The following is a 25,929-nucleotide window of genomic DNA, read 5'->3' on the forward strand; positions in this document are numbered from 1 at the left end:
AATTGCTGCGAAAAAGTTCGCAAGATTTCATTTAAGACTTTGAGCACAGCAACCAGAAAGTTAACTTAAAAACACCATTTAAAAAACAATTTATTTACATTTGATAATAAAAACAATAACGAAATTCAATATTTTTAACCAAACATAAATAGTTCGATAGATTTAAATCACATCAAGATAGTATTTGTTCGAAATATTATTCTAGCTAATGTAAAGTGCCTGCCTACTAAAAATGAGTAAGTACTCTCAATATATTCCATGAATAACTCTGTGGGGTATGCGAGACAAAACACATATAAGAGGTTCTGCATGACGCAACTCAACCCCCGCTTACCAAATCTAATGCAAGTGGTCATTGCATTAGGTCTATTCTTGCTGATGGCTTTTTCATTCACTGCCCAATTAGATTTGCCCATTCAGTTGGCGCTCTATATAGGCTGGTTCATTATTATGATGCTTGGCGTAAGGCTCGGCCATCAATATAAAGATTTGGAAAAAGCAGCACTCAATGGCATTTCTAACGGTCTTGGAGCAGTATTAATTCTACTCGCTGTTGGTGCTCTTGTCGGCACCTGGATTTCAGGTGGTATTGTACCGACGATTATTTACTACGGTCTTAACGCTATTCACCCTTCTATTTTTCTATTAGCGACCATGGTAATTTGTTCGCTAACAGCATTGGCAACAGGCACATCTTGGGGTGCAGCAGGTACGGCAGGCATTGCCATGATGGGTATCGGTCAGGGTTTGGGCGTCCCTGCCCCTATTACAGCAGGTGCGGTATTATCAGGCTGTTATTTTGGTGACAAGATGTCACCACTATCAGACTCGGTGATCTTGGCTTCATCCATGTCTAACGTTGAAGTGATGGAGCATATCAAAGGAATGCTACCAATCGCTCTTATCAGCTATATTATTACTGGGATCATGTTCACTGTGTTTGGCTTCCATTACGCTGGCAATGTCGACATGACTCAAGTTCAGTCTGTTATTGATGCGATGGACAATCAGTTTTACATTACCCCATATTCTTTTGTACCCGTTGCTATTGTCCTTGGTTTATTGGCTATGCGCATGCCTTCATTCCCAGTAATTAGCTTTGGCTCTCTGCTCGGCATCATTTGGGCTGTTATGATTCAGGATGTGGATTTCCTACAAGCTTTCAATACCGCTTGGGCACCATTTCATATCGAATCTGGGGTCAGTTTTATTGATTCCATCCTAAATCGAGGCGGGATGTCATCCATGCTAGGCTCTGTAGCCGTAATCGTATTTGGTTTAGGATTTGGTGGATTACTTGATAAAGTCGGCGTATTAGAGACGATCGCTAAGCTATTTGAACGTCGTGTACAGAGTGCAGGTTCTTTGGCAACCAGCACAATAGGGACAGCCTTCCTAGGAAACGTATTTGGTTCAGCCATGTATGTATCATTGATTCTCACACCAAAGATTTGTGCCAAGAACTATGACCGCTTAGGCTACAAACGCAAAAACTTATCTCGAAATGCAGAGTTTGGCGGCACACTAACTTCTGGTATGGTGCCTTGGAGTGATAATGGCATTTACATGGCAAGTATCCTTGGCGTCGCAACCTTATCTTATGCACCTTTCATGTGGCTAAGCTTCGTGTGTATCTTAGTGACTATATTCACCTCTTACATGGGCTGGTTTGTTGATAAATGTGAGCCTACAGCAAACGAAAATCATATCGATGACAATGTCGAGTTAACGAAACAAAGCGTTTAAATTCATCAACCAGGTAAGCGCATTTATCACGCTTACCTGGTACTTCAGATCAACTTTCCCCACTTATATTCCCAAATAGTTTCAATCATCTACCTACTTGATATAGGCTTACAGAGTGCTGTTGGTATAAACAACACATAATCATTACTTCGTTCTGATACTCAGACAGGGCCGCTATGCATGTTATCGATCGCTTAAAGATTTATTTTTTCCACAGAAACCGAAGTCAGAATTGGTATGGACTAAGCCATAAAATGCAGGGTTGGTCTAGTTTAGAAGAGCAAAAAATACGCTTTAAAGCGATAGCCAATGGCGTCGACTTTTCAAATAAACATGTACTTGATTTAGGCTGTGGATTAGGTGAACTTTATGACTATCTTAGCGAAAGTAAACACTTAGGTTTTTATTTAGGCATGGACCAACATTGGTCTTTTTTACGACAGGCAAAAGCGCGAATAGGATCAACACAGTGTCGATTTCAATATGCAGACATTAGCCGTGTAAGATTACCTAAGATGGATATTATCATCGCCAGCGGCTCATTAAACTACCGATCGAGCCAGCCTGATTATTTAGAACTCATGATTGGCCGCATGTACAACGCCGCTAAAGAAGCCGTCATTTTTAATCTATTAAATAGCAAAAGTTTTAACCAGCCTAAGCTACTCCAGCCTTATAATAAAGACACTGTAACGGAGTATTGTAAGACTCTAACACCCAACGTGATTGTTATTGATGATTATTCTGCTAACGACTTCACTATAGTCCTAAAGAAAACACCTTAGTAACATTCATAAATATTACTCACCATTTTATTGCTGGTTTAGAAATGCTTGAGCTTCATCAATCGCCTTATCAAGTCGTATCTTAAGTTCATCAAGAAGCTCACTGACTGAACCCGTACCATCCTTAATCGCTTGCTCAACTTTACCTGCAGCCTCACGAAGTTTAGGTGCCCCTAAGTTCCCACCCACACCTTTAAGGCTATGGGCTTTACGTAATGCTTCTTCAGGCGAGCTATGCAGCAGATCTGCAATTTTTTCTGCATCTCCGGTATGATCATCAACAAATACTTGCAATAACATACACACGGATTCATGGTCACCGCCAAGTGACTCTAACATAGCTTCTAAATCAATCTCAGGTTCATCAATTGCTTTTTCATCATTTATTACTGGCACTGTCTCACTCTCGCTTATGGATTCCATTTCTTGGCTTTCAATAATGTGTTCTTCAACTTCTTCAGGCTCCTCTTGCTCATACTCTAATTGAGTACCCTCTGATTTCCCTACAGGAATACGGTAACTAACACCCAGCATAGCCAACAAGCACAAACCACTCAGCACAAGCCCACTCAATACAAACTGATTTTGCTGAGCATGAAAATCACTTTCTACTAACGCGATCTGAGAATATATTGAGTTGTTCATGATTTTTTCAATTGCATAATTCCCCTGGGCATAACTACCCAAAAGTGCCGATGTTTTAGATAACAAATGCTGTAAATGTTTTTTCTGCAAAACTGGCAGTTTTTCTGATTGGGCGTAAATCTGATCAAGTTCACGAAACACTTGCGGGTTTGACTGATTAGAGCTGAACAGAGCCGCCAGAACATTAGTACCTAGCTGAGCATAATAACCTGCCAATTTGCTGTCTTTTTGATATGTGGTACGCAAGGTTTGTATCTGATCAACTAAAGCGACTAGCTCAAGTTCATTATCTAAAAACGTCTGCATCTGCTCAACAAAACGGTCCGTAGTATAAAGCAGTTGCCCCATGTCAAGCGTCAACCAATTTTGTTCATAAGTCGCAGACATTTGTAATCTCAAAGCATGGATCAATTGTAGTTTTAGCGCTTGATCATCTGTCTGATTCACCCGATAGGATGGCTCTTCGAACATAGAATACTTAAGTTCATCAATACTGTTGCTCAGTTCACTAACCTGGTTCATCGTTACAACACTAGATCGATACGCAAACATCAATGTCATCATACCCAGTACCCAGATCACCATAACCAACCAAACCAGCTTGATCATCTTGCCTTCCATATCCTGCTCTTCTTCGAATAAATTGCATAATTACAAGCATATACGCAATGGGCAAGAATAGTAGGCCAAAGTCGTGATTTCTTCGACCTAGTCCGATTTTCATCATAGAGTTCAAGGTATTTAACCGCCAATATAAATGTCTTTTCTTAAGTTTATAAGGGATTGGCTTACCCAGCATTACCTGATGTCATACGCTAATGTCAATAAACGAGGTGGAATACTGATGGAGGTTCGTCCTGTCATACCTACAAACTCACCTGCTTTGATGAGCAAATTGAGTTTTTGACCGTTCCGGAAAGTCAGGGGCACAGCGAAAGCGAACTTGATGAAACTCTATTGCTCCTTTCACCTCTGGGATAGATACAAAGCCTTCGATTCCAGCTTCTTGCAGCTCGTCGAATATATCTCCTGCACGGCACAAAGAAATTACTGAACATAAGGTATACCGAAAATCCTAGCGAATTTGTGCTAGCCGTAAAATAGGCTGAGTAACTTTGCCTGCCAGTATATGTAAGGCATGGCAAAACCTTTGAGCTACATCAGCCTTTTTCAGATCCCTTTTTCAGCTAGGTTGTTAAACAAGAATGCAGCGAGCTTCTTTTACAACTCTTAACCTTGATTTCTGGTTAATTGGTCACGTAAATTCGGCGGCGTTCCTTTGATAGTTAAGGTATCTGTTTGTGGGTCGTAAAAAATGCGTTCACCTAGTAACATACTATCAAAGCTCATATTTAGTCCGCCTCCGGCCCCAACGTATTTAGTCAGCTTTCGAACTGCTGTACGATCGCCAGGGAAACTATCTTCTAGCTCATAGCCTTGATTTTGGGTGAAATCTAAAAAGCTGGTGCCATCATCAGTTGGAGGCAATTCTCCAGACAGTTCTCTAACCTGAACTTCATCACCCATTTTGATTTGTTCATTACAATAATCAGCCACTTGTTTCTTGTAACTAATAGCGTCGTCTTTTTCGAGTTTCGAATCGGTACAAAAGTCTTCAACCGCCTGTATTAACACCTGATTTTGCTGTTTAGAATCCAGCCCCACTTCTGCCTGCAAAAAGTCTAAAAAGAAGTCCGAGACTTTTCTACCGACACGCCCTTTAATATAAGCAAGGTATCGATTAGAGTCTTTATCTGTTTCATAGCTGGTCAAGTCAATACGCGCCGCTATATCCATTTTACTCAAATCCAAATAATCGGTCGCACTAATATCAAGACCTTCGGTCACTTTGAGACTCTGATTCGATGGTACAATGGCAACAAATAAATAATCTGTCGCCAAAGACTGGTATTCTGCAATCACCAAAATACCTTCATCAGCAAAAGGGTATTTGCTTAGCTCATTTTTGAGACGATTGGCACTAAACTGAGAAAAATCATAAAAGTTTCTTTCACCTTTGCGAAGTTCATGCAACCAGATCTGAAATTCACTGTCAGACTTAAAAGAACCAAACCCTTTGCCAGCTTTAGAATTGAACACTCTGTGAAGCTCAGCCACCAAGTTTTCAGTTGATGCATCATTTGCAAGACATTCGGTTCTAAAGTTAACAATAAGCTCGTCGGAGTCGTTTTTTCGTAGCTGATGCAAGATTACATTTGAAAGATGAAGGCTCATGATGAATTTTTATCGTCGTGTAGGTTTCAGTTGCGAGGCATTGTAGGTTATCATAAGTCGCTTTACTATCACCACTAGAGTCTTTATGCCGATCACATCTAAATACAGCGATAACACAGTAGAAACTATCTTATCAGAGGTAGCTGCTGTTCTAGACAAACATGGAGCAGGACCTGAGTTATCTTTGATGATTGCAGGTAATATCGCCACCAATGTCTTAAATCAAAACGTTAATACTTCACAACGGAAAGCACTTGCTGAAAAATTTGCTCAGGCACTGTTGTCTTCTATTGAAGAAAACACTCACTAGAATAACCAACGGACAATAGAACAACACATGGTAGATAACGGAAACACATACGGCGAACGCGTTTCGCGTCTAGTAGGTTGGGGGCACTGGTTTGCCTTCTTCAATATCATAGCCGCCATGCTAATTGGCACCCGTTATATCACAGAATCCCCTTGGCCTGAGACACTACTCGGCCAATTTTATCTCGCGATATCTTGGGTCGGCCACTTTGGCTTCCTTGTATTTGCGCTCTATCTGCTCGTTCTATTTCCACTGACATTTTTAATACCGTCTCGAAAACTATTTCGATTGATCGCAGTTTGTTTTGCCACTGTAGGCCTGACAGTATTACTCATTGATACGCAAGCCTATCAAAAAATTAACCTCCACCTTACACCCGTAGTCTGGGAGGTATTACTTAATGAAGAAGGCAGTTCGATAAACATTGATTTGCAACACCTATTTGTCGTGTTACCGCTGATCTTCCTCTTGCAGATTGCTTTATCTGAATGGGTATGGAGAAAACAGCGTCGCCTTTCTCACAAACATGTAGGTAGACCAATAGCCGCGCTATTTTTCGTCAGTTTTATTGCTGGTCATCTCATTTATGTCTGGGCTGATGCTTATTTCTATAATCCGATCACTGCCCAAAAAGCCAACTTCCCTCTCTCATATCCAATGACAGCTAAATCCTTTATGGAACGGCATGGATTACTTGACAGAGAGGAATACCTTCAACGCTTAAAGGAAAGCCAAGCGCATTCAGAATTAGTTCGCTACCCACTAGAAAAACTTGAATTTAGCCGTAGAGTTAATTCTCTCAATATTCTAATAGTAAGCGTCAACAATTTGCGCAGCGATGTATTGACATCAGAGTGGATGCCCAATGCAGCAAATTTTGCATCGCAGAACCTGACTTTTACCAACCACTACAGTTCAAGTAACGATACGTTCGGCGTATTTGGTCTTTTCTATGGTCTGCCAAGTAGCTATATCAGTAGTATAAAAATGCAAGGTTCTCGTCCCATTATCCTCGATACTTTGCTAGAAAAAGACTACAGTTTCGGCCTCTTCAGTGGCGACAACTTTGGTGATAACCTGTATGGCGAAACCATTTTCCGAGGACTGAACTTCACTGGAATTGCGTTCAATGATGCCTCTTCCCCAGACACTCAGGCCATCAATGCTTGGGCTGATTGGGTTGCACAACGTAAGAAAAATCCATGGTTTAGCTTTATTGAACTGACAACCGTTGATGATTTCAGTTCATATGATACCAAAGGCAATCACTCAACGTTGGATAAGCTTCAAAATGGGTATAACACCTCTGTTAATCATGCAGATGAAGAGCTTGGTGTACTGTTTAAAAAGATTGAAGAGCTTGGGATTAGCGAGTCTACCGTCGTCATTTTGACATCCAATCATGGTACTGAATTTAACGAAACAAAGACCAACAGCTGGGGTTCTAATAGCAATTACAGCCGTTATCAACTTCAAGTCCCTATGGTTATTCATTGGCCTGGCAAAGTACCTGCCACTTATGACCATAGAACTAGCCACCTTGATTTGTCCGTCACCTTGTTGCAGGACTTGTTAGGCGTGTCATCAAATCCTTCTGATTTTAGTAGTGGACAAAATTTATTCGATGAAAGCCCCAGAAAGTGGATTCTTGCAGGAGGGACTAGAGAGCTAGCCCTAATAACCAACAAAGATACAACAGTGATAGATAAGTTTGGTAACTACAAACTATATGATGGAAACTACCAACGTTTACAAGATAAAAACCCTACTTTGCCTGTATTAATGCAGGGTTTAACCGAGTTACAGCGTTTTTATGCGAAAAGTAACTAAGTCGTTATCTTAGTATTTGACCTAAAGATAAAAAATAGGTACATTACTTCCATCGGACTGTAGCGCAGCTTGGTAGCGCACCGTCATGGGGTGTCGGGGGTCGGAGGTTCAAATCCTCTCAGTCCGACCATACACCTAGAAAAAGAGAGCTTCGGCTCTCTTTTTTGCCATCTAAATTAATGATCCTAATTGCTTTTCTTCAAAGTTAAGGTAAATATCACTCCCACGAGAAGAAATGCGAGTGGCGATTAACTTACCTTATATATCCCAATGATTATTCGCGGAAATAACTAGGCCCAACCCTTCGCCCATTTTTTAGTGGCACAGAAAGGCTCGAAAATATTTGCTATTCCCTCGTCCATTTTTCGAAAATGATAATCATATGGAGCATGATCATGATATTAAAACACTTACTGAAAACAGCAGTACTAGCCATTGGATTACTGGGTACCACTCAGCACACTTTTGCTAATGACCGTAGCTACATTCTCGCGACTGCGTCAACTGGAGGGACCTATTACCCCGTTGGCGTTGCACTGGCGACATTAAGCAAAATCAAACTGGCCCCAAAGCAACATTTCTCACTGGCCGCCATTAGCTCAGCAGGATCAGGGGAAAACATCAAACTACTTAACGATAATCAAGCTCAGTTTGCTATTTTACAAGGGCTTTATGGCGCATGGGCTTGGCAAGGAAAAGGACCTTATGAGCGTACAGGGAGCCAAAAACAATTACGCTCAGTTTCAATGCTTTGGCAAAACGTTGAACACTTTATTGTTCGATCCGATCTTGCCTCAACAGGTACAATGGCCGATCTTGAAAAGTTAAAAGATAAAAAGTTCTCCATTGGCAAAAAAAGCTCAGGAACTGAAAATTCAGGCAGACAGATCATGCGTAGTCTAGCCATCAATCCCGAGAAGTTTAATCTTGCGTACATGGGCTATGGTGGAAGTGCCAGTGCGCTGCAAAACGGCACCATTGATGGTATGAATACCCCAGCAGGGGTACCCGTCAGCGCTGTGACTCAAGCTTTTGCTGCTTTGGGTAATGAGATAAAGATATTGTCTTTTACCGACGAACAAATCAAACAAACCAATCAGCAGTACAATATCTGGTCGAAATACGACATTCCAGCTAATACCTACCCAGGTGTTGACCACGTCATCACGACCATCGCCCAGCCTAATTTTCTTGCCGTACGAGAAGATGTATCAGAAGAAGATGTTTATCAACTGACTAAAGCCATTTATGAAAACCTCTCTTTCTTACAAGGTATTCATAAAGCGACCAAAGTGATGGCGCTAGAAAGGGGCGCATCAGGCTTACCTATTCCCTTGCATCCTGGCGCTGCCCGTTACTATCGAGAAATGGGGATAGAACTTTCTCCTGATCTTACTATTCGCTAAACCTGTGCGTAATCAAACCCGAGCGAGGCGAATATGAACGACAATAATTCGATGCAGCAAGAGCTGCAAAAATTTGAACTCTCTACCCGTAATCATTTACCTATAGCGGGTAAGTGCATCACACTATTTTGCGTGCTGCTATCTTTGCTACACATTTGGTTCAATCTCACAGCCAGCTTACCTGAGCTGTGGATCTCGGCAATTCACTTCGGTGGTTTTGCGATAATATGCACGCTGCTCTACCCTGCTCATTCCTCTCTCAAGCACAGTAAAGCCGCACTATCATTTGATGTCATCCTTATATTGGCTATCGCTAGCTGCGTGCTTTATCTGCCTTTTGCGGAGGACGCGCTCTATGAAAGAGGCATGCATTTTGTCACCAGTGACTGGGTATTCTCGCTGCTAGCGATCGCAATTGTAGTGGAACTTGTACGTCGCACTATGGGGTGGTTTATCCCTGTGCTGATCGTCTTATGTTTAAGCTATGTGGTGTGGTGGGGGCAATGGGCATCAGGCTTATTCCATTTTCCGGGGCTCAGCGCTGAGACCTTGCTCTATCGCAGCTTTTACTCATCAGAGGGCATGTTTGGTCCAATTTCCCGCATCAGTTGGTCCTTTGTGTTCATGTTCATCTTGTTTGGCGCTTTTTTGGTCCGCTCTGGCGTCGGTGACTATATTATTGCCGTGGCTAAAGCGGCAGCTGGAAAAATCATTGGCGGTCCAGGTTTTGTTGCTGTGTTAGGTTCAAGTTTAATGGGGTCCGTATCTGGCTCAAGCGTCGCCAACACAGTTTCTACTGGCGTCATTACCATTCCGCTGATGAAAAAAGCCGGCTTTCCCGCCCGATTTTCCGCAGGCGTAGAAGCCGCTGCCTCAACAGGCGGGCAGCTTATGCCACCAGTAATGGGGGCAGGCGCATTTATCATAGCCTCATACACCCAAGTGCCCTACGCCGACATTATTCTACTGTCTCTTCTTCCCGCCGTGATTTATTTTTGTTCAGTGGCTTTTTTTGTGCGGATAGAAGCCAAACGCAGCGGCGTGCAAAAAGCGGCCTCAGACAATCAGTCTTTGATGCAAGTGCTCGTCTCAGGTTGGCATAATCTGATCCCCTTAGCGGTTTTAGTCGCGCTGCTTATCCAAGGTTTTACACCTACCTATGCAGCAGGATTGGCCATTTTGTCAGTCATTGTTTCATCTTGGTTTTCAAAGCATCATAAAATGGGACCAAAAGCGATATTGGAAGCGCTCGCTCAAGGGGCAAAAAATATGGCAACCACTGCTATATTGTTGATTGGGATTGGTTTAGTCGTCAACGTTATTAGTACCACAGGAATAGGCAATACGTTTTCATTGATGATTCAACAATGGGCAAACGGAGAGTTGTTCCTAATGATAGTTCTTATCGCGTTAGCCTCCCTGATCTTAGGTATGGGTCTACCCGTTACGGCATCTTATATTGTGCTCGGTACACTCTCTGCACCCGCCCTATACCAATTGCTGGCTGAAAAGCAGCTTATTGAGTTAATGATGACTGGGCAACTTCCCCAGCAAGCAAGCGCAATCTTTATGCTTAGCACTCCTGATAGCGTTAGCTTACTCAGCGGTCCAATGTCACTTGAAACCGCTCAAAGCCTGCTTGCTCAGATCCCTACCGACTTTATGCCAACCTTATATGAGCAAAGTCTAGGTATTGAAACCATCACACTGGCACTACTTTCTGCCCACCTGATCATTTTCTGGCTATCACAAGACAGTAATGTCACGCCACCTGTGTGTTTAACAGCCTTTGCAGCTGCCACCATTGCCCACACCCCTCCGATGCGAACTGGCTTTACCGCTTGGAAGATTGCCAAAGGTTTATACCTAGTGCCACTGCTGATTGCCTATACAAACATCGTCAGTTGGGGCCTTATCTCTGTGATTGAAGCTGGCGTATTCGCGGTACTCGGTACTTACGCTTTTGTTGGCGCTCTAGAAGGCTACCTAGAGGGGCAGATTAAGGTTATACATCGACTGATTCTTACAATAATTGGCTTAGTGCTGGTTTGGCCTCAAGTGGCACTAATCATAAAACTGATTAGTGCCACAATATTAGTTGGCTTGGTCGTTTACAGTCATCAAAAACATACAGCGCTATCTCTAACGCCGAGTACCTCTCCATAAACACATAAAGTGCAGCACTTTAGCTGCACTTTTTCACATCGAAACGGGCCTAATTAGGTAATAAATTAGCCAATGGTAGTAAGATCTGCTCATAAATGAAGCATTCAATAAAATTAGGGGTTTACAACAAATTCTAACCTCTATATTATGCGCTTCAACAACGGAGAGATGGCTGAGTGGTTGAAAGCACCGGTCTTGAAAACCGGCATACGTTAATAGCGTATCTAGGGTTCAAATCCCTATCTCTCCGCCACATTCTAAGCCCTAGTCGAAAGACTGGGGCTTTTTTGTTTTCTACCATAAATACCCCCACCGCTGATAATATGAAAACTATTCTTATACCCTCAGCTAAAAATCATTAGCCATATTTAAAAATAAATTAAATTCAATGATTTATAAAGTGGTATAGATTAACAGGTATTTTCATAAATAATCTCATGACACCAACACACTCGTAAAGATAATGATATCTATAGACCCTTAAATCAGTAGAGAATATCTATGAATGTGTTCACCAAAGCTAACCATATGATCCAAGTGAAAAATGGAAACTTTGAAAAAGCTTCATCATCTTATGCATTCAAGTTAGGTAAAACAGAGCTTGCGAAAGAGATTATTCGTGTTAAACACGTTCGCGATGATGAAAAACTTGAGAAGCTTGAAGAAAGAAAGAGCCAACTTTTATCTGACTAACCAAAAAGCAATGCGACAAAGATTCGACTTGTTGATAAGTCAATTGAAAAGACACAGGATAAAATAAACAAAAGAGAGCGCCAATTAAGCCAGCATGGCCTCCCTAGTTTGTTAAAAAACGATACCGCTTCAAAAGCTGTTGCTTCATCCATAACTGAGACCACCTCTAAATCAGAGTCATTTGATAAGTCTAACTATGTGTTCCTCGGCAAAGGTAGTCGCGGTAACGTGTATCGCGATGGTAGTAATGTGATCAAAGAAGTTACTGGGGCGTCTAAAGCTCAAATAGATCACGAGCTCAACACATGTAACCAATGGCACAAGAAAAGTGGAAGCTCTTATTCTGAGGCCCGCTTGCTTGGAGAACATCATCTGCAAATGCCCTTTAAAGAAGGTAAATCACCAACAAATGATCAAGTAAAAGCTACCATTTCCGACATGCATAGCAAAGGATTTATGATAGGAGATGCCAAAAGCAATAATTTTGTTGTCGATGAACAAGGTACCGTCCATCCGATCGATTTTGGACTAGTATTCCAACGTTCAGATATTGACAATATGGCTAGTGATATCGCAGCTGAGATTGTGGGTGATTACGTAAAAGGCGGATACAGACTTGTTCCGAATGAGCTTAAAGCCGAATACTCACGTTGCATCAGAGATTTAGACTCAAAGTGCAAAGTACTTGGAAAGATAAATGTCAGAGACCAAAGCAGAGCTGGCTTACTAAACTTTAATAAACGCGCATAGCTCCATTTAAGCCCTAGCCTTCGACTGGGGCTTTTTTACCGTCTACATTAGCGCAAGATCACTCTGGCCAATTGCTAAGCACCTCAGCTTCATATTTAGCTATCATGGTATCCAGTTCACCACTGTCTCTTAGCTCAATAATTTTTTTGTTAATGATCGGAACCAGTTCAGCATGATCTTTGTGGATATAATGATAGAGTCCGAGCTGAGCAAGAGAAGGGCCAACTAGCTCCATCTTATTCTCACCTAATTGTTTAACAAGTATGCTGCCAAGTAGAGGGTTTGTTAGTGCAATTTGCGCTTGCCCATTAGACACAGATTGAATCATAGCCTCTGGGCTATCCACAATTTCAATACTGCTCTTTTTCATGTCTCGAGTGATTCCAGCGGTATGCTTAACCCCTCGAATAATAACCACTTTGTATTGGCTTAACTCTTCCTTATTGTTTACCTTTATTCCACTGTTGCTCAGAGCGTAACCTACCGTTTTAAGAAAATAATAGGCTGTGGGAACACGAATAACATTGGGTGTTTGATCGCCATACTCCCAGATACGAGCAACTTCACCGGCTACCTTGCCTGAATTTGCAGAACTTTGAGCTCTCAATCCAGGTAAAGGCTTAACCTCTATATAGTAACCAAGTTGACCATATATTTCAGTCATAATGTTGGCGCTGATCGTCTGTTCAGGATGGTTTGCTAATGAAGCAAAGATGTATTCATCTGCGTGTACACTAGATGAACAAATAATCAGTCCTACTGCCCCTAAAAATAGTTTCTTTATAAGATCCATGTGCTATCACTTTGATTCCCTCAATAGACAAGTAATAGTAGATGAACTAACTAGTGGTCAAACTTATATAATTAGCAGGAAAAGGCGACAATTGGCACTTGCGTTAGCAATAGTATGAGGAGAGGCAATTTAGACTCTGAACGATTGATAACACTTCTCCTAGCTAACTTCACATTCGTAAAGTGGATTACAAGGCAGCAATCTTATCGATACACTGCCATTTTTACATCGAAAATGCCCTATTTTGAGCTGCCAACCTAAGTTTTAGAAAAGATTGTTAGGTAGATTTGCTAAAGAAAACTAATGTTTAGCAAAAATCAAGATCTGACCCAACACTATTATCTATATAGATTGCAATCTATATAGATAATAATCTATACTCTACCCCAACAAGAGTAACTAATTTCCATGTATGATATAAAACCGAGGGAAACCTTCAAAGAGTGGTTCTCTGGATTAGATGAAGCCGACAAGATAGAGGTTAGAGCCTGTATCGATGTTCTAAAGGAGTACGGTCCAAACTTGCAACGACCTCGTGTTGGCAAGATAAACGGATCAAAATATCCAAATATGAAAGAATTAGTTGTTCAAAGTAAGGGAAATCCGATAAGGATATTCTTTGCTTTTGACCCCAATCGAACTGGTATCCTTCTTTGTGGAGGGGATAAGTCAAATAAGAAACGTTTTTACGATGAACAGATCAAGATCGCAGATAAGGAATACCGCGACCACTTGAAAGGAGAGTAACATGACTAGCAAAACAGGCACTTTAGCGGAATTAGATGAGCTTATGTCACCTGAAGCGCTTGATAAAGCGAAGCACAGAGCAAAGGACATTCTACTTGGAATGCAACTGGCTCAACTTCGTGAACACCTAGGGCTAACACAAGGTGATGTAGCGAAGAAAATGGGTGTTACTCAGCCAACTATTTCAAGCATGGAGTCGAACGGACTCAACTTGAAGGTAGAGACGGTTGAGCGCTATATTGCCGCGTGTGGAGGACATCACACGACTATTCAGGCGACTATGCCTAATGGTGAGCACATCGAAATGGCGTTGTGAATAACACCCGACACCTCAAACCTGTCCAATTTTGTGTTTAAATCAGAGAACAGAATGTCACCATATTGAGTTTCTATAAGTAACCTTAAGCATTATGTCTAAGTCAATTAACTTAGACACTTGTAATCAATTTGCATGAGTAAGCGTCAAAAACTTTTATTGATAGATAACTTACAAATAATTAACCTCTTCTTGTTCACCCTGAACATAACTGCCTAAGTGGGTAGAAAATTCTTGGTTGTCGATAAGTTCGAGTAGCTTGTGCTTAAGTTCTTTGGGGTATATGCGTTTTTCGGCAAGTTCAGACAAAGGCACCCACGCGACCTTTTGAATGTAATGCTCATCATTTAGCCCAACAAGGTTATTAAGGTGGGGCTCGCCGCGATAACTTTTGACATGGTAAAACAGCTCACAGTGGTAGCGGTTTTTCTGAGTTTCTAAAAACTCACGCACACACACAAGATCGCCCACATCTATTTCTAAGCCGGCTTCTTCTTTAAACTCTCTGACTAAACACGCTTTTGAGCTTCTGTCACCTTCTTCCAACCCTCCGCCAGGTGGAACCCAGTATTCACCAGTGAAGTCTTTGACTTTTAACAGCAGTATCGAGTGATTGTCGATAAGAATGCCTGCTGCTCTTATTCTTTGTTTCATAACTCTCCTTCACGCTTAGCATAAACTTCAAAAGCGGCATGCAATAGCTGCATATGGATAGGAACCAGTTCACTGTGATCGCTACGATATCCGCCACCAACTACACATGCAATGGGCAACGATCTTTGCTTCGCTATCTGGAACATACGTTTATCGCGCACAAAAATCGCCTCAGTGCTGATGTTAAAATAGCCTAGCTCATCATCTCGGTGTATATCCACACCCGCATCATACAAAATGAGATCGGGCTGATGGAGGTTGATGGCCATTTCCACTACAGAATCAAAAGTGCTGAGAAACTCATCGTCAGTGGTATCACGAGACAAGGCGATATCCATATCTGAAGCAGGCTTTCTGGCCGGGAAGTTCTTATCACAATGAAAAGAAAGCGTGACAATCGAGTCATCATCTTTACATAGAGTTGCCGTACCATCACCATGGTGAACATCACTATCAACGATAAGGACTTTATCGATATCCTCATGATTTAGTGCCCGCTTTGCAGCCAAGACCAAATCATTGAGCAAACAAAAGCCGCTGCCAAAATCATAATGCGCATGGTGATAGCCTCCACTTAAGTGAATAGCAATGCCGTGCTCCAAGGCAAGCTCTGCGGTCAAGCAAGTCCCTCCAGCAGACGTTAATGTGCGCTCAATCAGACGCTCACTCCAAGGAAATCCGATTCGCCGCATGGGCGAAATGGGCAACGTACCAGAAAATAGTTGCTCTATATAATGTTCACAATGAGTCTGCTCTACTTCTTTTCTTAATAACGGCGCTGGCTCATGATAGCAAAACTGCTTTTGCCACTGACTGTCCTTCAGACACGTTTTCACTATTTCCTGATAAAGCAGTCGATATTTATATATCGGATACCTGTGCCCATCTGGCAAAGGAAGCTCGGAATAAATGGGGTGATAAATCAATGGAATCATAAGAGTATTTGAGCAACTATCTGCGCATATTTTGATGCTTCGCATGGTAACAAGTTGTCACCTGATTGCAAAACATGCTTAAATTGTTTTTTGCTCATATCAAGACGCAAAATGTCTTTTCTTTCGTGCTTAACGTTCCCTAACTAATAAGGATTTCCCATGACGACAGTGGTTATTACTGGTGCAAACCGAGGTATAGGCTTGAGTTTGGTTAAACATTACCTTGCCAAAAACTATCAAGTTCACGCGACCTATCGCTCACAAAGTCATGCCAGCGAACTATTTAAGCTCGAAGGATCCAACTTATATTGCCACCAACTTGATGTCACAAACTACGCGCGGTATCAAACACTCGCCAGTCAGTTACCTGAGATCGATATTCTGATTAACAATGCCGGATACTATGGCCCGAAAGGATATGGATTTGGCCACACTGATATCGAAGAGTGGCGTAAAGTATTGGAGATAAATACCATAGCGCCAATGAAATTGGTTGAAGCCCTCTACCCTAACCTTGAGCAGGGAAAGCTGAAAAAGATCGCCTGTATCTCTTCTAAGATGGGTAGCATGGGTGATAATACTTCCGGTGGTGGCTATATCTACCGTTCTTCTAAAGCTGCGCTCAATTCTGTGGTTAAGAGCTTAAGTAACGATCTCGCCAGCCAAGGTTTCACGGTACTAGCGCTACATCCTGGTTGGGTACTCACTGAAATGGGCGGGCCAAATGCGTTAATTTCAACAGACACATCGGCTGCTGGCTTAAGCGAGGTTATCGATTCTGCCAGTATCGACAATTCTGGTGAGTTTATTAACTATGACGGGACATCTCTACCTTGGTAAAGAACAAGCTAACTGGCCGCGCGCTTTTTCCCGCTGTATTTAGCGCGCCCGCCACGCTTACGTTTAAATGCAGGCCGTTCCACTTTTGGCAGGTGTCGTAGCGATTCAGGCACAGGTTGTGATTTTATTTGTTGCATCAAACCATCAATTTGGCCTTGAAGCGCCGACATAAAGGGCTGATAAGCTTGATTTCTTTCTGCCATTCCCTGCAACTGATGCTCCCAGTGGGCGGTCATGTCAGGATAGGTTGATTCAGCAGGCAGAGCATGAACTAAGCCTCTTCCTGCGGGAGAGCTAACAATCGTTTTACCCTGCCTTTTTAACAATTGGCGTTTAAATAAAGTGTCTAGAATACCGGCTCGGGTCGCCTCTGTTCCTAGACCATCTGTCTCTCTTAGAATTTTCTTTAATTCTTTGTCAGCAACAAAACGGGCAATACCTGTCATCGCTTGCAGCAAACTGGCTTCGGTAAAATATTTGGGGGGCTCTGTTTTTCTATCTTTAATTTCACCTTCCCGGCAAGTTAATACGCTGCCTTGAGGCAGAGGCGGTACGGCGTCCACTCCTGTCTCTTGTTCATCAATTTTACCCAACAGGGCTTTCCAACCGGCAGAGACAAGCTGGCGTCCCTTAGCAACAAAAGTGCCTCCCGCAATATCAAATACCAGTTTTGCTTCCGCATACACCGCCGCAGGATAGAACTGCATAAGATACTGGCGAGCAATTTGCTGATAAACCTTCATCTCGTTTGCAGATAACGCATTCACTGAGGCCTTTTTAGGCGTTGGGATAATCGCGTGGTGAGCATCCACTTTTTTATCATTCCAAGCTTTGGATTTAAGGCTTAAATTTGCTCCGGATACTGCACTAGTGAGATCCTTTGCATTCTGGCTAATCGCATCACACACACTGCTTGCCTCGGCATAATGCTCTACCGGTAAATAGCGGCTGTCAGAACGAGGATAAGTGATCAGTTTGTGTTTTTCATATAAAGCCTGACAAGTATCAAGCACTTGCTGCGCACTCAAGCCAAAACGTTTTGCAGCATCAATTTGCAAAGCAGACAAAGAATACGGTAAAGGTGGTGCTTGCTTGGTTTGCTTTTGTTCCGATTCAACCACTTTTGCGGTTTGGTTAATTATCCGGTGAGCGACATTCTCCACCAGCTTTCGATTAAGCACTCTGCCTTCTTCATCTTGCCAAGGAAGACAGGCTTCACTCGGTTTCCAACGTGCACGTATATCAAATTGACTCACACCATCTTGATAGGGGATCAGCGCGTGCAATGTGAAATAATCACGAGGTACAAAGTTTTCTATTTCTTCATCGCGACGCACGACAAGGCCAAGTACTGGGGTTTGAACTCGCCCAACCGAGAGAACTCCCTGATACCCAGCTTGCTGACCAAGCAAAGTATAAGCGCGAGACATATTCATACCATAAAGCCAATCTGCTCTTGAACGCGCCAATGCAGAGACAGAAAGCGGAATAAACTCTTGATTACTTCGCATCTGATTCAGTGCACGCTTAACCGCAGGAAGGTTGAGATCACTAATTAAGAGGCGTTGCGCACTGGCCTGCTTAGCTTTAGTTACTTTGCAATAATCTAATACTTCATCAACCAGCAATTGGCCTTCGCGGTCAGGATCGCCTGCATGAATAATATTCGAAAAATCTTTTAGTAGTTTTTTAACAACGGTTAACTGTTTACTAGCCGATTTCCTAGGCCTAAGTTGCCACTGCTGCGGAACGATGGGCAGATCAGACATACTCCACTTTTTGTATCTGTCATCGTATGCATCAGGCTCAACCTGTTCAAGCAAATGTCCAATACACCAAGTCACCACATCGCCATTTCCACAGCGAATAAAGCCTTGATCTTTTTTTTGCGGATTAGGAAGTGCCGCCGCAATTGCGCGGCCAAGGCTAGGTTTTTCAGCAATAAACAGACGCGACATAGTAATAATCCGCCAGATAAAATAAGGGCTACATTATCGAATGTAGCCCCTAAAAATCAAGAAAAACTGTAAATTTAAACAGTGGTTCTTTTATTCTTCTTCACCAGAACCCGCTCGCTCAGCCGCTTCTTTGACCAATGGCTGCAACTCACCTTTTTGGTACATCTCAATAATGATGTCACAACCGCCAATTAGCTCACCTTCTACCCATAGTTGCGGGAAAGTTGGCCACTGCGCATAAGTAGGCAGCTCTGCTCGAATATCTGGATTTTGTAGAATATCCACATAAGCAAATTTCTCACCACAAGCCATTAGGGCTTGCGACGCTTGTGATGAAAAGCCACAGCTTGGTAGCTTTGGAGAACCTTTCATGTACAACAGGATAGTGTTCTCTTCAATTTGCTGCTTAATTTTATCGATGGTTTCCATTACTTCCTCTTTATATGGCGTTACCGAAATTACTGACACATTTTAAACCATTGTCAGAGAATAAAAAGCCTATAATATCTGTGGCTTTAGATCACAAAGAAATTTCATATACAATTTAACTGCGATGCTTTTAATAAAGTAAAAACTTGCTAAACTATAGCGCAGTTACCAAAACGACATGTCATGCCAAAGGCACGACATGATAATAAATTACACTGGAAGCAATTGAGAGACCTAGCCTCTCTCACATTCAATGGAGAATCGAGCAATGGCATTTGAATTACCAGCTCTTCCTTACGCAAAAGACGCATTAGCACCACATATCTCAGCTGAAACTTTAGATTTCCACCATGGTAAGCACCACAACACTTATGTTGTAAAGCTTAACGGCCTTATTCCTGGCACTGAGTTTGAAGGCAAAACACTCGAAGAAATCATTAAGACTTCAACTGGTGGTGTATTCAATAATGCAGCTCAAATTTGGAACCACACTTTCTACTGGCACTGTCTAGCGCCAAACGCTGGTGGTGAACCTACAGGTGCGGTGGCAGATGCAATCAATAAAGCATTTGGCTCTTTCGCCGACTTTAAAGCTAAATTCACAGACTCTGCTATCAACAACTTTGGCTCTTCTTGGACTTGGCTTGTTAAAAAAGCTGACGGCTCTCTAGAGATCGTTAACACGTCTAACGCAGCAACACCTCTTACTGAAGCCGGCACAACGCCACTTCTAACGGTAGATTTGTGGGAGCACGCATACTACATTGATTACCGTAATGTGCGTCCAGATTATATGAACGGTTTCTGGGCTCTAGTTAATTGGGACTTCGTTGCAGAAAATCTAGCGAAATAACCCATAAATAAAGCAGACTCTTTTGTCGCTTAAAAAGCCAGCACATGCTGGCTTTTTTCTTTTCTAGTCAATCATTTCTCTAAAGTTTACCTTCGCAATGCCGCTAAATAACCATCAAGCGAGGTGACATGCAAACTCAGATTCATACTTTAGATAAAGCAAGCATAATTAATGAACTTCAATTCGGTAATGGTATTAACCATGCTGTTCATGAAGGGCGTCGTGCTGACTTTGCTTTGATAATATCGATGTTTTCTGAAGACGTTAGAGATAATACACCTATTGATAAAATGACTGAGACAGAAACAACGGAAGAAGCTTTAAGACGTCGTTTTGAATTGCCGCAGCCTCAACGACTAAGATCTGATCAAGAGTCTTATCCAGTTGCAGCGTTACAAGCTGAACTATTCCATGCTTCAGGGCTTCCTAGCACCAAACTCAGCCATTATATAAAACCTGATGCACTAACTTACTTGCCTGAAGATACTTTTAATCTTCCCGAGGATGTCTACCACAACCTATCTGGGCATCAGCGGCGTCAACTTGGCGAAACCGAAAACAAATCTCTCATGCCAATCGACCTCTACAACCAGTTGGTCGCAGCTCAAAGAAGCTTCCAAATTCAAACACAAGTTTAAAGATCTATTCAGATCACATTAACTTTTACCCCATTCACTTAATACTCAACAAGTTGCTTACAAGTGTGAATGAGTGCAAATTATTTACTCCAGACCAAAGATATACACAAGTTATTTGAGCTTATTCACACCAAATACACAATTAATCTACCATGATATGTGGACAAACTTTAATGCCCCAAATGGAGGCGCCGTGTATGGATATAAAAAGTGCTGTAATATTAATAACTTCTGCAGGTTCTCAACTTGGCAGCACATTAGCCATGCACTTTGCGTCTTTTGATGGCATTGTCATTATTTGTGATACAAACGCAAAGCAATTAAACGATACTTTTACAAGATGCAAAAAAATCTCATCGAATATTTATCAGCATGCAATGAATGATCATTCGTTAGGTAGCATTAACTCACTATTTGAATTTATTGAACAATCAGTCCACCAATCACCTGATGTACTTATCAATGCGATCACAAGTCAAACCATGCCAAAATTCTTTGACGAGCGAGCGAGTGATATATTTACGCAGCATTTATCTCTGATGGCAGCAACGTTGTTTACCTTTGGTCAAGCGACTGCCGAAAAGATGCGCCAAGACAAAAAAAATGGTGTGATTGTTAATGTCATTGCCCACGCTGATTACAGCGATATGTCTGGTTTTGAAAACGCAACTTCAATGGTTGCTGGGTTTACCCAAAGCTGGGCAAAAGAGCTAAACCCATTCAATATTCGAGTCGGGGGGGTCGTGCCTTGCTACGAACAAAGCAATATTCATTGGGCTAAAATTAGAGAAGATTTAATTCGAAACACCGAGTACATAGTTTCCAATGATTATTTTAGCGGCCGCGTGATGGCAGCTTAGAAACAATAAGCTATCATCATGCTCATTTATCTCTAAAGTGTTCTAAGCAGTTTATCTGAAGCTTGTTCGATTAACTCAACGACGAGTTCAAACCCGTTGTCACCGCCATAATATGGATCGGGAATTTCCTCTTGCTCGCTCTCTGCGTAGCTAAGAAATAGCTTCAACTTATTCTGATACTGTAACGGGCATTGCGCCTTAAGATCAGCTAGGTTATCTCTGTCAGCAGCCAAAATCAGATCAAAATAGGCAAAGTCTTGCTCAACCACTTTACGCGAGCGGATCCCTTTAAATGAGTATCCTCGTCGCTCTGCCGTTTCTTTAGCACGAGAGTCTGGTAAATTACCTTGGTGATAACCTATGGTTCCGGCCGAGTCGACCTCAATTTCAACGCCCATTTGTTCAGCCTTAGCACGAAGAACTGCTTCACCCGTTGGTGAACGACAGATATTGCCCATGCATACCACTAATAGTTTCTTGGCCATATTTTTCTTTCCCTTAAAAAACCATGGTTTTTTGCAGCACTGCAGATGCGTTATCATAGCCACAGTTTTCTGAAATTAAAAAGGATTTCCTGTGACATCTGAAAGTCATAAACAAGATCGCCACCAGGCAAGACAACAAAAAGTCAAACAACAAGTCGATGCTAGAGTCGCTGCGGCTCAAGATGAAAAAGGCCTGTTGCTGATTATTACGGGTAATGGCAAAGGCAAGTCCACTTCCGGTTTTGGTACCATCGCTCGCGCAGTAGGTCATGGCTTAACCTGCTCAGTGGCTCAATTTATCAAAGGGACTTGGGATAACGGTGAACGCAATTTACTAGAAAAGCTGGGCGTTGAATTTCAGGTTATGGCGACAGGGTTTACATGGGAAACGCAAGATAAATCCCTAGATACTGCAGCGGCGCAGAAAGTTTGGCAAGAGTGCAAGCGTATGCTGAGTGATACCTCTATCGATGTCATTTTATTTGATGAGCTCACTTACATGGTCAGCTATGGTTATATCGACTTAGAAGAGGTTGTTGACGCACTAAATAATAGGCCACCAATGCAGTCTGTTATCATTACTGGCCGTGGGGCTCATCGAACCCTGATTGAAATGGCCGATACAGTCTCTGAAGTCAAGAATGTAAAGCATGCTTTTGATTCTGGTATCAAAGCGCTAAAAGGCGTGGATTGGTAGCCGCTCATAAAAAAAGCTATTAAAAAGCGCACTCTGGGTGCGCTTTAGTCATTTTATGTTGTGATGTAACTAATTAAATAGACCTTTAATCAAACTATTAACCGCATCCTTGGTCTTTTGATCTTTTATCTTGTCGCCCAATTTTTCATCTAACTTTTTCAGGCCACGATCAACTTCTTTCTCCACTTTCTGTTTCAATACATCATCAAAGACCAACTTGAATTTAGGCTTAGCCCAAGAGCCAGATATATTGATTGGAATGGTTACATCTTTCAGCTCATCAATATTTTTCCCGCCTTGGCCTTCTAATGAGCCAACAATCGAAGTACTAACGGTAAAATCAACTGTTTGAGCAATATAATTAGCCTTGCCCTTGCCCAGAATACGCAGCAGCGGTGACTGCATAGATAAATCATCCGTCGACACCACACCTTTGTTAAGTTTCAACGTTGCTTTCATGGCGCTAAAGTCTGTTTTTTCGGCTTGATTAGAAGACTCTACTTTTTGGCCTTTAAACTTGGCGTAGTTTTCGCGGATCAATTGGGCGACGTTAATACCATTGACTGCACCATCGGTAAAATTAATTACCACAGTACCAACTAGGTTCTTTTGAATACCGGTTGGCGTTAGACTGCGGCCTTTAACATCAACATCAATATTACCCGTGCCTTCCAACTTATCATTATTGGCAACATCAGAGAGCAATGGTTGAACCTGAACGCCCTTAATGCGTTTTTTAACGGTGTAACTCGCTGGACTCTTTCTCGCATCAAGTTTTGCAGAAGCGGTAATCGAACCTTGATACAAGTTAGACGAGAAAGAAGTCAGTTCTGCAACGCCACGATTAACTAAGAAACGGGTTTTGACATTTTCCATCCTAGCGTTGCTGGCCTTAAACTTATCGATAGTGATATCCCCTTTAACATCCAAAGTTTTGAGCGCGGATAAATCAGGTTCAACCTCTTTTTGCTGCACTACCTTGCCAGACTCCTTTTGGCTTGATGTTTCGGATTGATTAGGTTTTTGAGTTGTTGCCTCGCCAGAATTAGCAGCATTGAGACCTAAAAATTCGTCCAAGTCTATGTCCGGGCTGTGCAGTGAAAAGCGAACTTTGGCAATATCACCTAAAGTCACGTTTGCTTTACCATCAAATGCTAGGGCGTTAGCCGTTAACTTCTCTAAAACGAAACTTAAGTGACTGTGTGTTAAATCAAATGATAAATCCGAGGCCATATCCACTTTCATAGGAGATTGCGGCAGAGCTTTACCTTTAAACGTAGCATCAAGGGTTAACTTATCCATCGTGACTTTTGAGATGGCTTTATCAATTGTTAAACTGCCACCGCCTTTCATATCGATGTCTAGGTCTGCAGCACGGCCAACAAGATGATAGGTCAGTGCATTCACTGTATCAAAGTCGAACGTCTCTAAGCCCAATTTAATCGAATCAAATTGATTAGCAGGATCGCTAAAACCAGCATTCAGTTCGATGTTACGCAAAGAATAATCGCTAAAACCTTTGGCAAGCTTAAATTCAGCGCTTCCTTGAGCGTTAAACTTCTGCTGATTGTTTTCACCTTTAACGGAAAACTCAGCCTTTGTCCACGTATCAACGGCAAACTCTGACAAGTTCAGAGAAACGTCATAAAGCTTGGTGTATGAGCCAGCTTGTTTATCCTGAATCTCAATAGCGGCGTTTGATACAGTCACCCCTGCAAGATTAATTGCCCAATCTGACGCAGGTTTTTCAGAAGATCCAGTTGGTGAAGACTCTACTGTAGAGTCATTGGCAGCAGAGTCTAGTGATGGTTGCTCACTTGGGTCAGTCTGCGCTTTGGTTAAAACGTCAATGTTCTTACGACCATCTTTAAGAGTTTCAAGATAAAACTCAGCGCCATCAAGAGTGATATTCCCGATTTCTAACTGCTGACTAAATAGAGGCGAAACTGATACATCAATACCAACCGTATCAACCTTAAATAAGTTCGGCTTAGAAAAACCTTGCGGATTTCGCAGCTCAGTCTTCCCTAACTCAAAACCAAGCGATGGAAAAAACTTCCAACTGATATCACCTTCGATAACCAACTCTAAGCCAGTTTGTTTCTCAGTTTGCTCTACGATAAGAGGTTTAAACTGGTTTGGATTGACGAACAGTATCAGTGCCACAATCCCACCAAGTAGTACGATGATAGGAATGGCAATCAATAGGAACAGTTTCTTCATCAAAATTATCCTTGCGATTCAGGGTTGTCATACATCTAGCCATCTCAGCCAATGAGTCGTTTGGGCTATTAGGCTTATTACATGTAAAAAGAAAGTGGCACCTAAGGTGCCACTTCTTGCGAAAAAAATAAAGCGCTTGAATAGGATAAAGGCTTAAGCTTTCAAAAGTTTTGCAATATGCGCTTTTAAAACATCAATCGCTATGCGGTTTTTACCACCACGAGGCACGATAATATCCGCGTGCTGCTTAGATGGTTCAATAAATTGCATGAACATCGGGCGCACAGTTTCTTGATATTGTTTCAGTACTGATTCCATTGTACGGCCACGATCTTCAACATCACGTCTCACTCGGCGTAATAGACAAATATCTAATGGTGTATCCATAAACACAGTGGCGTGCATCAGTTCACGCAGACGAGGATCGGTTAAAAGTAGAATACCTTCCAAAATAATCACCTTTTTCGGAGTCATTAGAGTGGTATTTTCAGTACGAGTATGGTCAGAATAGCTATACTCAGGCACCTCAACAGAATCACCTCTTGTAAGAGTTTTTAAATGCTCACAAAGTAAATCATGGTCAAGTGCGTTCGGGTGGTCATAGTTAGTTTTGACACGCTCTTCCATGCTCAGATGGTCTTGATCGTTATAGTAGCAATCTTCCGTAATTACACCAATTTGATGATCGCCCACTTTCTCACGAAGCTCATTATAGATAGTACTGGCGATTAAACTTTTTCCAGAAGCCGATGCGCCAGCAATACCGACGATGACGCATTGATTATTATCAGACATTATTCTTGCACCCGATGAATTGAATTGGTGTCATGTTCTAATACTAGCATCGAGCAAATATTGCCCATGTAGTATTAGTGTGTAATATATAAACCGCACGATTATAGGGAGTTCGCTCTAGACATGCTAGTGAGGATTTC

General features: G+C 42.1%; 26 protein-coding genes and 2 tRNA genes. 17 read left to right on the forward strand and 11 right to left on the reverse strand.

Going from position 1 to position 25,929, the window contains the following annotated elements:
* Positions 1-309 precede the first annotated feature (309 nt).
* Positions 310-1,746: a Na+/H+ antiporter NhaC gene (nhaC, locus tag KO511_RS02015; RefSeq protein WP_215985826.1), complete on the forward strand. Its 1,437-nt coding sequence runs from the start codon at positions 310-312 to the stop codon at positions 1,744-1,746.
* Positions 1,747-1,922: 176 nt separating this feature from the next.
* Entirely contained in the window at positions 1,923-2,531 is a 609-nt protein-coding gene (locus tag KO511_RS02020) for a class I SAM-dependent methyltransferase (protein ID WP_215985827.1), read from the forward strand.
* Positions 2,532-2,558: 27 nt separating this feature from the next.
* Here the strand turns inward: KO511_RS02020 and KO511_RS02025 are convergent, their stop codons facing one another.
* From KO511_RS02025 to yejK, 3 genes are all read right to left on the reverse strand, one after another.
* A complete protein-coding gene (locus KO511_RS02025) occupies positions 2,559-3,797 on the reverse strand; it encodes an Hpt domain-containing protein (RefSeq protein ID WP_215985828.1) in 1,239 nt (412 codons plus the stop codon).
* A gap of 253 nt (positions 3,798-4,050) precedes the next feature.
* Positions 4,051-4,218: a hypothetical protein gene (locus KO511_RS02030; protein WP_215985829.1), complete on the reverse strand. Its 168-nt coding sequence runs from the start codon at positions 4,216-4,218 to the stop codon at positions 4,051-4,053.
* 188 nt (positions 4,219-4,406) lie between these two features.
* Positions 4,407-5,411: a nucleoid-associated protein YejK gene (yejK, locus tag KO511_RS02035; protein WP_215985830.1), complete on the reverse strand. Its 1,005-nt coding sequence runs from the start codon at positions 5,409-5,411 to the stop codon at positions 4,407-4,409.
* A gap of 85 nt (positions 5,412-5,496) precedes the next feature.
* Here yejK and KO511_RS02040 point away from each other — a divergent pair, with 85 nt between their 5' ends.
* From KO511_RS02040 to KO511_RS02070, 8 genes are all read left to right on the forward strand, one after another.
* Positions 5,497-5,721 (forward strand): YejL family protein, encoded by a 225-nt coding sequence (locus tag KO511_RS02040; protein WP_215985831.1) that lies wholly within the window; start codon positions 5,497-5,499, stop codon positions 5,719-5,721.
* Positions 5,722-5,748: 27 nt separating this feature from the next.
* Positions 5,749-7,551 carry a DUF3413 domain-containing protein gene (locus KO511_RS02045; RefSeq protein ID WP_215985832.1) on the forward strand — a complete coding sequence of 601 codons (1,803 nt, stop codon included), beginning with the start codon at positions 5,749-5,751 and terminating at the stop codon, positions 7,549-7,551.
* 53 nt (positions 7,552-7,604) lie between these two features.
* Positions 7,605-7,681: transfer RNA gene (locus tag KO511_RS02050), tRNA-Pro, on the forward strand.
* Between the two features lie 265 nt (positions 7,682-7,946).
* Positions 7,947-8,957, forward strand: a complete 1,011-nt coding sequence (locus tag KO511_RS02055; protein ID WP_215985833.1) for a TAXI family TRAP transporter solute-binding subunit — start codon at positions 7,947-7,949, stop codon at positions 8,955-8,957.
* A gap of 33 nt (positions 8,958-8,990) precedes the next feature.
* A complete protein-coding gene (locus KO511_RS02060; protein ID WP_215985834.1) occupies positions 8,991-11,123 on the forward strand; it encodes a TRAP transporter permease in 2,133 nt (710 codons plus the stop codon).
* Positions 11,124-11,285: 162 nt separating this feature from the next.
* Positions 11,286-11,376, forward strand: a tRNA-Ser gene (locus KO511_RS02065).
* 248 nt (positions 11,377-11,624) lie between these two features.
* A complete protein-coding gene (locus KO511_RS22185) occupies positions 11,625-11,816 on the forward strand; it encodes a hypothetical protein (RefSeq protein ID WP_252724209.1) in 192 nt (63 codons plus the stop codon).
* A gap of 108 nt (positions 11,817-11,924) precedes the next feature.
* Entirely contained in the window at positions 11,925-12,566 is a 642-nt protein-coding gene (locus KO511_RS02070; RefSeq protein ID WP_252724210.1) for a hypothetical protein, read from the forward strand.
* Positions 12,567-12,624: 58 nt separating this feature from the next.
* Here the strand turns inward: KO511_RS02070 and KO511_RS02075 are convergent, their stop codons facing one another.
* On the reverse strand, positions 12,625-13,359 hold the full coding sequence (locus KO511_RS02075; RefSeq protein WP_215985835.1) for a substrate-binding periplasmic protein: 735 nt from the start codon (positions 13,357-13,359) through the stop codon (positions 12,625-12,627).
* A 408-nt stretch (positions 13,360-13,767) separates the two neighbouring features.
* Here KO511_RS02075 and KO511_RS02080 point away from each other — a divergent pair, with 408 nt between their 5' ends.
* Both KO511_RS02080 and KO511_RS02085 read left to right on the forward strand, forming a co-directional pair.
* Positions 13,768-14,106 (forward strand): type II toxin-antitoxin system RelE/ParE family toxin, encoded by a 339-nt coding sequence (locus KO511_RS02080; protein ID WP_215985836.1) that lies wholly within the window; start codon positions 13,768-13,770, stop codon positions 14,104-14,106.
* Position 14,107: 1 nt separating this feature from the next.
* A complete protein-coding gene (locus tag KO511_RS02085) occupies positions 14,108-14,422 on the forward strand; it encodes a helix-turn-helix domain-containing protein (RefSeq protein WP_215985837.1) in 315 nt (104 codons plus the stop codon).
* Between the two features lie 171 nt (positions 14,423-14,593).
* Here the strand turns inward: KO511_RS02085 and KO511_RS02090 are convergent, their stop codons facing one another.
* Entirely contained in the window at positions 14,594-15,076 is a 483-nt protein-coding gene (locus KO511_RS02090; protein ID WP_215985838.1) for an NUDIX domain-containing protein, read from the reverse strand.
* Positions 15,073-16,011, reverse strand: coding sequence for a histone deacetylase family protein (locus tag KO511_RS02095; RefSeq protein ID WP_215985927.1), 939 nt, complete (start codon positions 16,009-16,011; stop codon positions 15,073-15,075). Before KO511_RS02095 ends, KO511_RS02090 begins: the two co-directional genes overlap by 4 nt.
* Positions 16,012-16,170: 159 nt before the next feature.
* On the opposite strand from KO511_RS02095, the gene KO511_RS02100 reads away from it, so the two are divergent.
* A complete protein-coding gene (locus KO511_RS02100; protein ID WP_215985839.1) occupies positions 16,171-16,851 on the forward strand; it encodes an SDR family oxidoreductase in 681 nt (226 codons plus the stop codon).
* Positions 16,852-16,859: 8 nt separating this feature from the next.
* Here KO511_RS02100 and KO511_RS02105 read toward each other — a convergent pair whose 3' ends face one another.
* Together KO511_RS02105 and KO511_RS02110 are read right to left on the reverse strand one after the other, a co-directional pair.
* Entirely contained in the window at positions 16,860-18,809 is a 1,950-nt protein-coding gene (locus tag KO511_RS02105) for a DNA topoisomerase III (RefSeq protein WP_215985840.1), read from the reverse strand.
* Positions 18,810-18,899: 90 nt separating this feature from the next.
* Entirely contained in the window at positions 18,900-19,238 is a 339-nt protein-coding gene (locus KO511_RS02110; protein ID WP_125320430.1) for a Grx4 family monothiol glutaredoxin, read from the reverse strand.
* A gap of 268 nt (positions 19,239-19,506) precedes the next feature.
* Between KO511_RS02110 and sodB the strand changes: the two genes are divergently transcribed.
* The 3 genes from sodB (at position 19,507) to KO511_RS02125 (ending at position 21,589) form a co-directional block, all read left to right on the forward strand.
* On the forward strand, positions 19,507-20,091 hold the full coding sequence (gene sodB / locus KO511_RS02115) for a superoxide dismutase [Fe] (protein WP_215985841.1): 585 nt from the start codon (positions 19,507-19,509) through the stop codon (positions 20,089-20,091).
* Between the two features lie 128 nt (positions 20,092-20,219).
* Positions 20,220-20,729, forward strand: coding sequence for a VC2046/SO_2500 family protein (locus KO511_RS02120; protein ID WP_171359868.1), 510 nt, complete (start codon positions 20,220-20,222; stop codon positions 20,727-20,729).
* Between the two features lie 197 nt (positions 20,730-20,926).
* Positions 20,927-21,589: an SDR family oxidoreductase gene (locus KO511_RS02125; RefSeq protein WP_215985842.1), complete on the forward strand. Its 663-nt coding sequence runs from the start codon at positions 20,927-20,929 to the stop codon at positions 21,587-21,589.
* 32 nt (positions 21,590-21,621) lie between these two features.
* On the opposite strand, the gene KO511_RS02130 is transcribed toward KO511_RS02125, so the two are convergent.
* Positions 21,622-22,074: a low molecular weight protein-tyrosine-phosphatase gene (locus tag KO511_RS02130; protein WP_252724211.1), complete on the reverse strand. Its 453-nt coding sequence runs from the start codon at positions 22,072-22,074 to the stop codon at positions 21,622-21,624.
* Positions 22,075-22,165: 91 nt separating this feature from the next.
* On the opposite strand from KO511_RS02130, the gene cobO reads away from it, so the two are divergent.
* Entirely contained in the window at positions 22,166-22,771 is a 606-nt protein-coding gene (cobO, locus tag KO511_RS02135) for a cob(I)yrinic acid a,c-diamide adenosyltransferase (protein WP_215985843.1), read from the forward strand.
* A gap of 69 nt (positions 22,772-22,840) precedes the next feature.
* On the opposite strand, the gene KO511_RS02140 is transcribed toward cobO, so the two are convergent.
* Both KO511_RS02140 and udk read right to left on the reverse strand, forming a co-directional pair.
* A complete protein-coding gene (locus KO511_RS02140) occupies positions 22,841-24,994 on the reverse strand; it encodes an AsmA family protein (protein ID WP_215985844.1) in 2,154 nt (717 codons plus the stop codon).
* A 153-nt stretch (positions 24,995-25,147) separates the two neighbouring features.
* Positions 25,148-25,789: a uridine kinase gene (udk, locus tag KO511_RS02145; protein WP_215985845.1), complete on the reverse strand. Its 642-nt coding sequence runs from the start codon at positions 25,787-25,789 to the stop codon at positions 25,148-25,150.
* Positions 25,790-25,929 lie beyond the last annotated feature (140 nt).

Origin of the sequence: Vibrio hepatarius, from assembly GCF_018860525.1 — a bacterium.
Lineage (GTDB): Bacteria > Pseudomonadota > Gammaproteobacteria > Enterobacterales > Vibrionaceae > Vibrio > Vibrio hepatarius_B.

Bases quoted from the DNA above. Each gene is read 5' to 3' on its own strand.
- nhaC (WP_215985826.1), top strand. From the start codon at position 310: ATGACGCAACTCAACCCCCGCTTACCAAATCTAATGCAAGTGGTCATT.
- KO511_RS02020 (WP_215985827.1), top strand. From the start codon at position 1,923: ATGCATGTTATCGATCGCTTAAAGATTTATTTTTTCCACAGAAACCGA.
- KO511_RS02025 (WP_215985828.1), bottom strand. From the start codon at position 3,797: ATGGAAGGCAAGATGATCAAGCTGGTTTGGTTGGTTATGGTGATCTGG.
- yejK (WP_215985830.1), bottom strand. From the start codon at position 5,411: ATGAGCCTTCATCTTTCAAATGTAATCTTGCATCAGCTACGAAAAAAC.
- KO511_RS02040 (WP_215985831.1), top strand. From the start codon at position 5,497: ATGCCGATCACATCTAAATACAGCGATAACACAGTAGAAACTATCTTA.
- KO511_RS02045 (WP_215985832.1), top strand. From the start codon at position 5,749: ATGGTAGATAACGGAAACACATACGGCGAACGCGTTTCGCGTCTAGTA.
- KO511_RS02055 (WP_215985833.1), top strand. From the start codon at position 7,947: ATGATATTAAAACACTTACTGAAAACAGCAGTACTAGCCATTGGATTA.
- KO511_RS02060 (WP_215985834.1), top strand. From the start codon at position 8,991: ATGAACGACAATAATTCGATGCAGCAAGAGCTGCAAAAATTTGAACTC.
- KO511_RS22185 (WP_252724209.1), top strand. From the start codon at position 11,625: ATGAATGTGTTCACCAAAGCTAACCATATGATCCAAGTGAAAAATGGA.
- KO511_RS02075 (WP_215985835.1), bottom strand. From the start codon at position 13,359: ATGGATCTTATAAAGAAACTATTTTTAGGGGCAGTAGGACTGATTATT.
- KO511_RS02080 (WP_215985836.1), top strand. From the start codon at position 13,768: ATGTATGATATAAAACCGAGGGAAACCTTCAAAGAGTGGTTCTCTGGA.
- KO511_RS02085 (WP_215985837.1), top strand. From the start codon at position 14,108: ATGACTAGCAAAACAGGCACTTTAGCGGAATTAGATGAGCTTATGTCA.
- KO511_RS02090 (WP_215985838.1), bottom strand. From the start codon at position 15,076: ATGAAACAAAGAATAAGAGCAGCAGGCATTCTTATCGACAATCACTCG.
- KO511_RS02095 (WP_215985927.1), bottom strand. From the start codon at position 16,011: ATGATTCCATTGATTTATCACCCCATTTATTCCGAGCTTCCTTTGCCA.
- KO511_RS02100 (WP_215985839.1), top strand. From the start codon at position 16,171: ATGACGACAGTGGTTATTACTGGTGCAAACCGAGGTATAGGCTTGAGT.
- KO511_RS02105 (WP_215985840.1), bottom strand. From the start codon at position 18,809: ATGTCGCGTCTGTTTATTGCTGAAAAACCTAGCCTTGGCCGCGCAATT.
- KO511_RS02110 (WP_125320430.1), bottom strand. From the start codon at position 19,238: ATGGAAACCATCGATAAAATTAAGCAGCAAATTGAAGAGAACACTATC.
- sodB (WP_215985841.1), top strand. From the start codon at position 19,507: ATGGCATTTGAATTACCAGCTCTTCCTTACGCAAAAGACGCATTAGCA.
- KO511_RS02120 (WP_171359868.1), top strand. From the start codon at position 20,220: ATGCAAACTCAGATTCATACTTTAGATAAAGCAAGCATAATTAATGAA.
- KO511_RS02125 (WP_215985842.1), top strand. From the start codon at position 20,927: ATGGATATAAAAAGTGCTGTAATATTAATAACTTCTGCAGGTTCTCAA.
- KO511_RS02130 (WP_252724211.1), bottom strand. From the start codon at position 22,074: ATGGCCAAGAAACTATTAGTGGTATGCATGGGCAATATCTGTCGTTCA.
- KO511_RS02140 (WP_215985844.1), bottom strand. From the start codon at position 24,994: ATGAAGAAACTGTTCCTATTGATTGCCATTCCTATCATCGTACTACTT.
- udk (WP_215985845.1), bottom strand. From the start codon at position 25,789: ATGTCTGATAATAATCAATGCGTCATCGTCGGTATTGCTGGCGCATCG.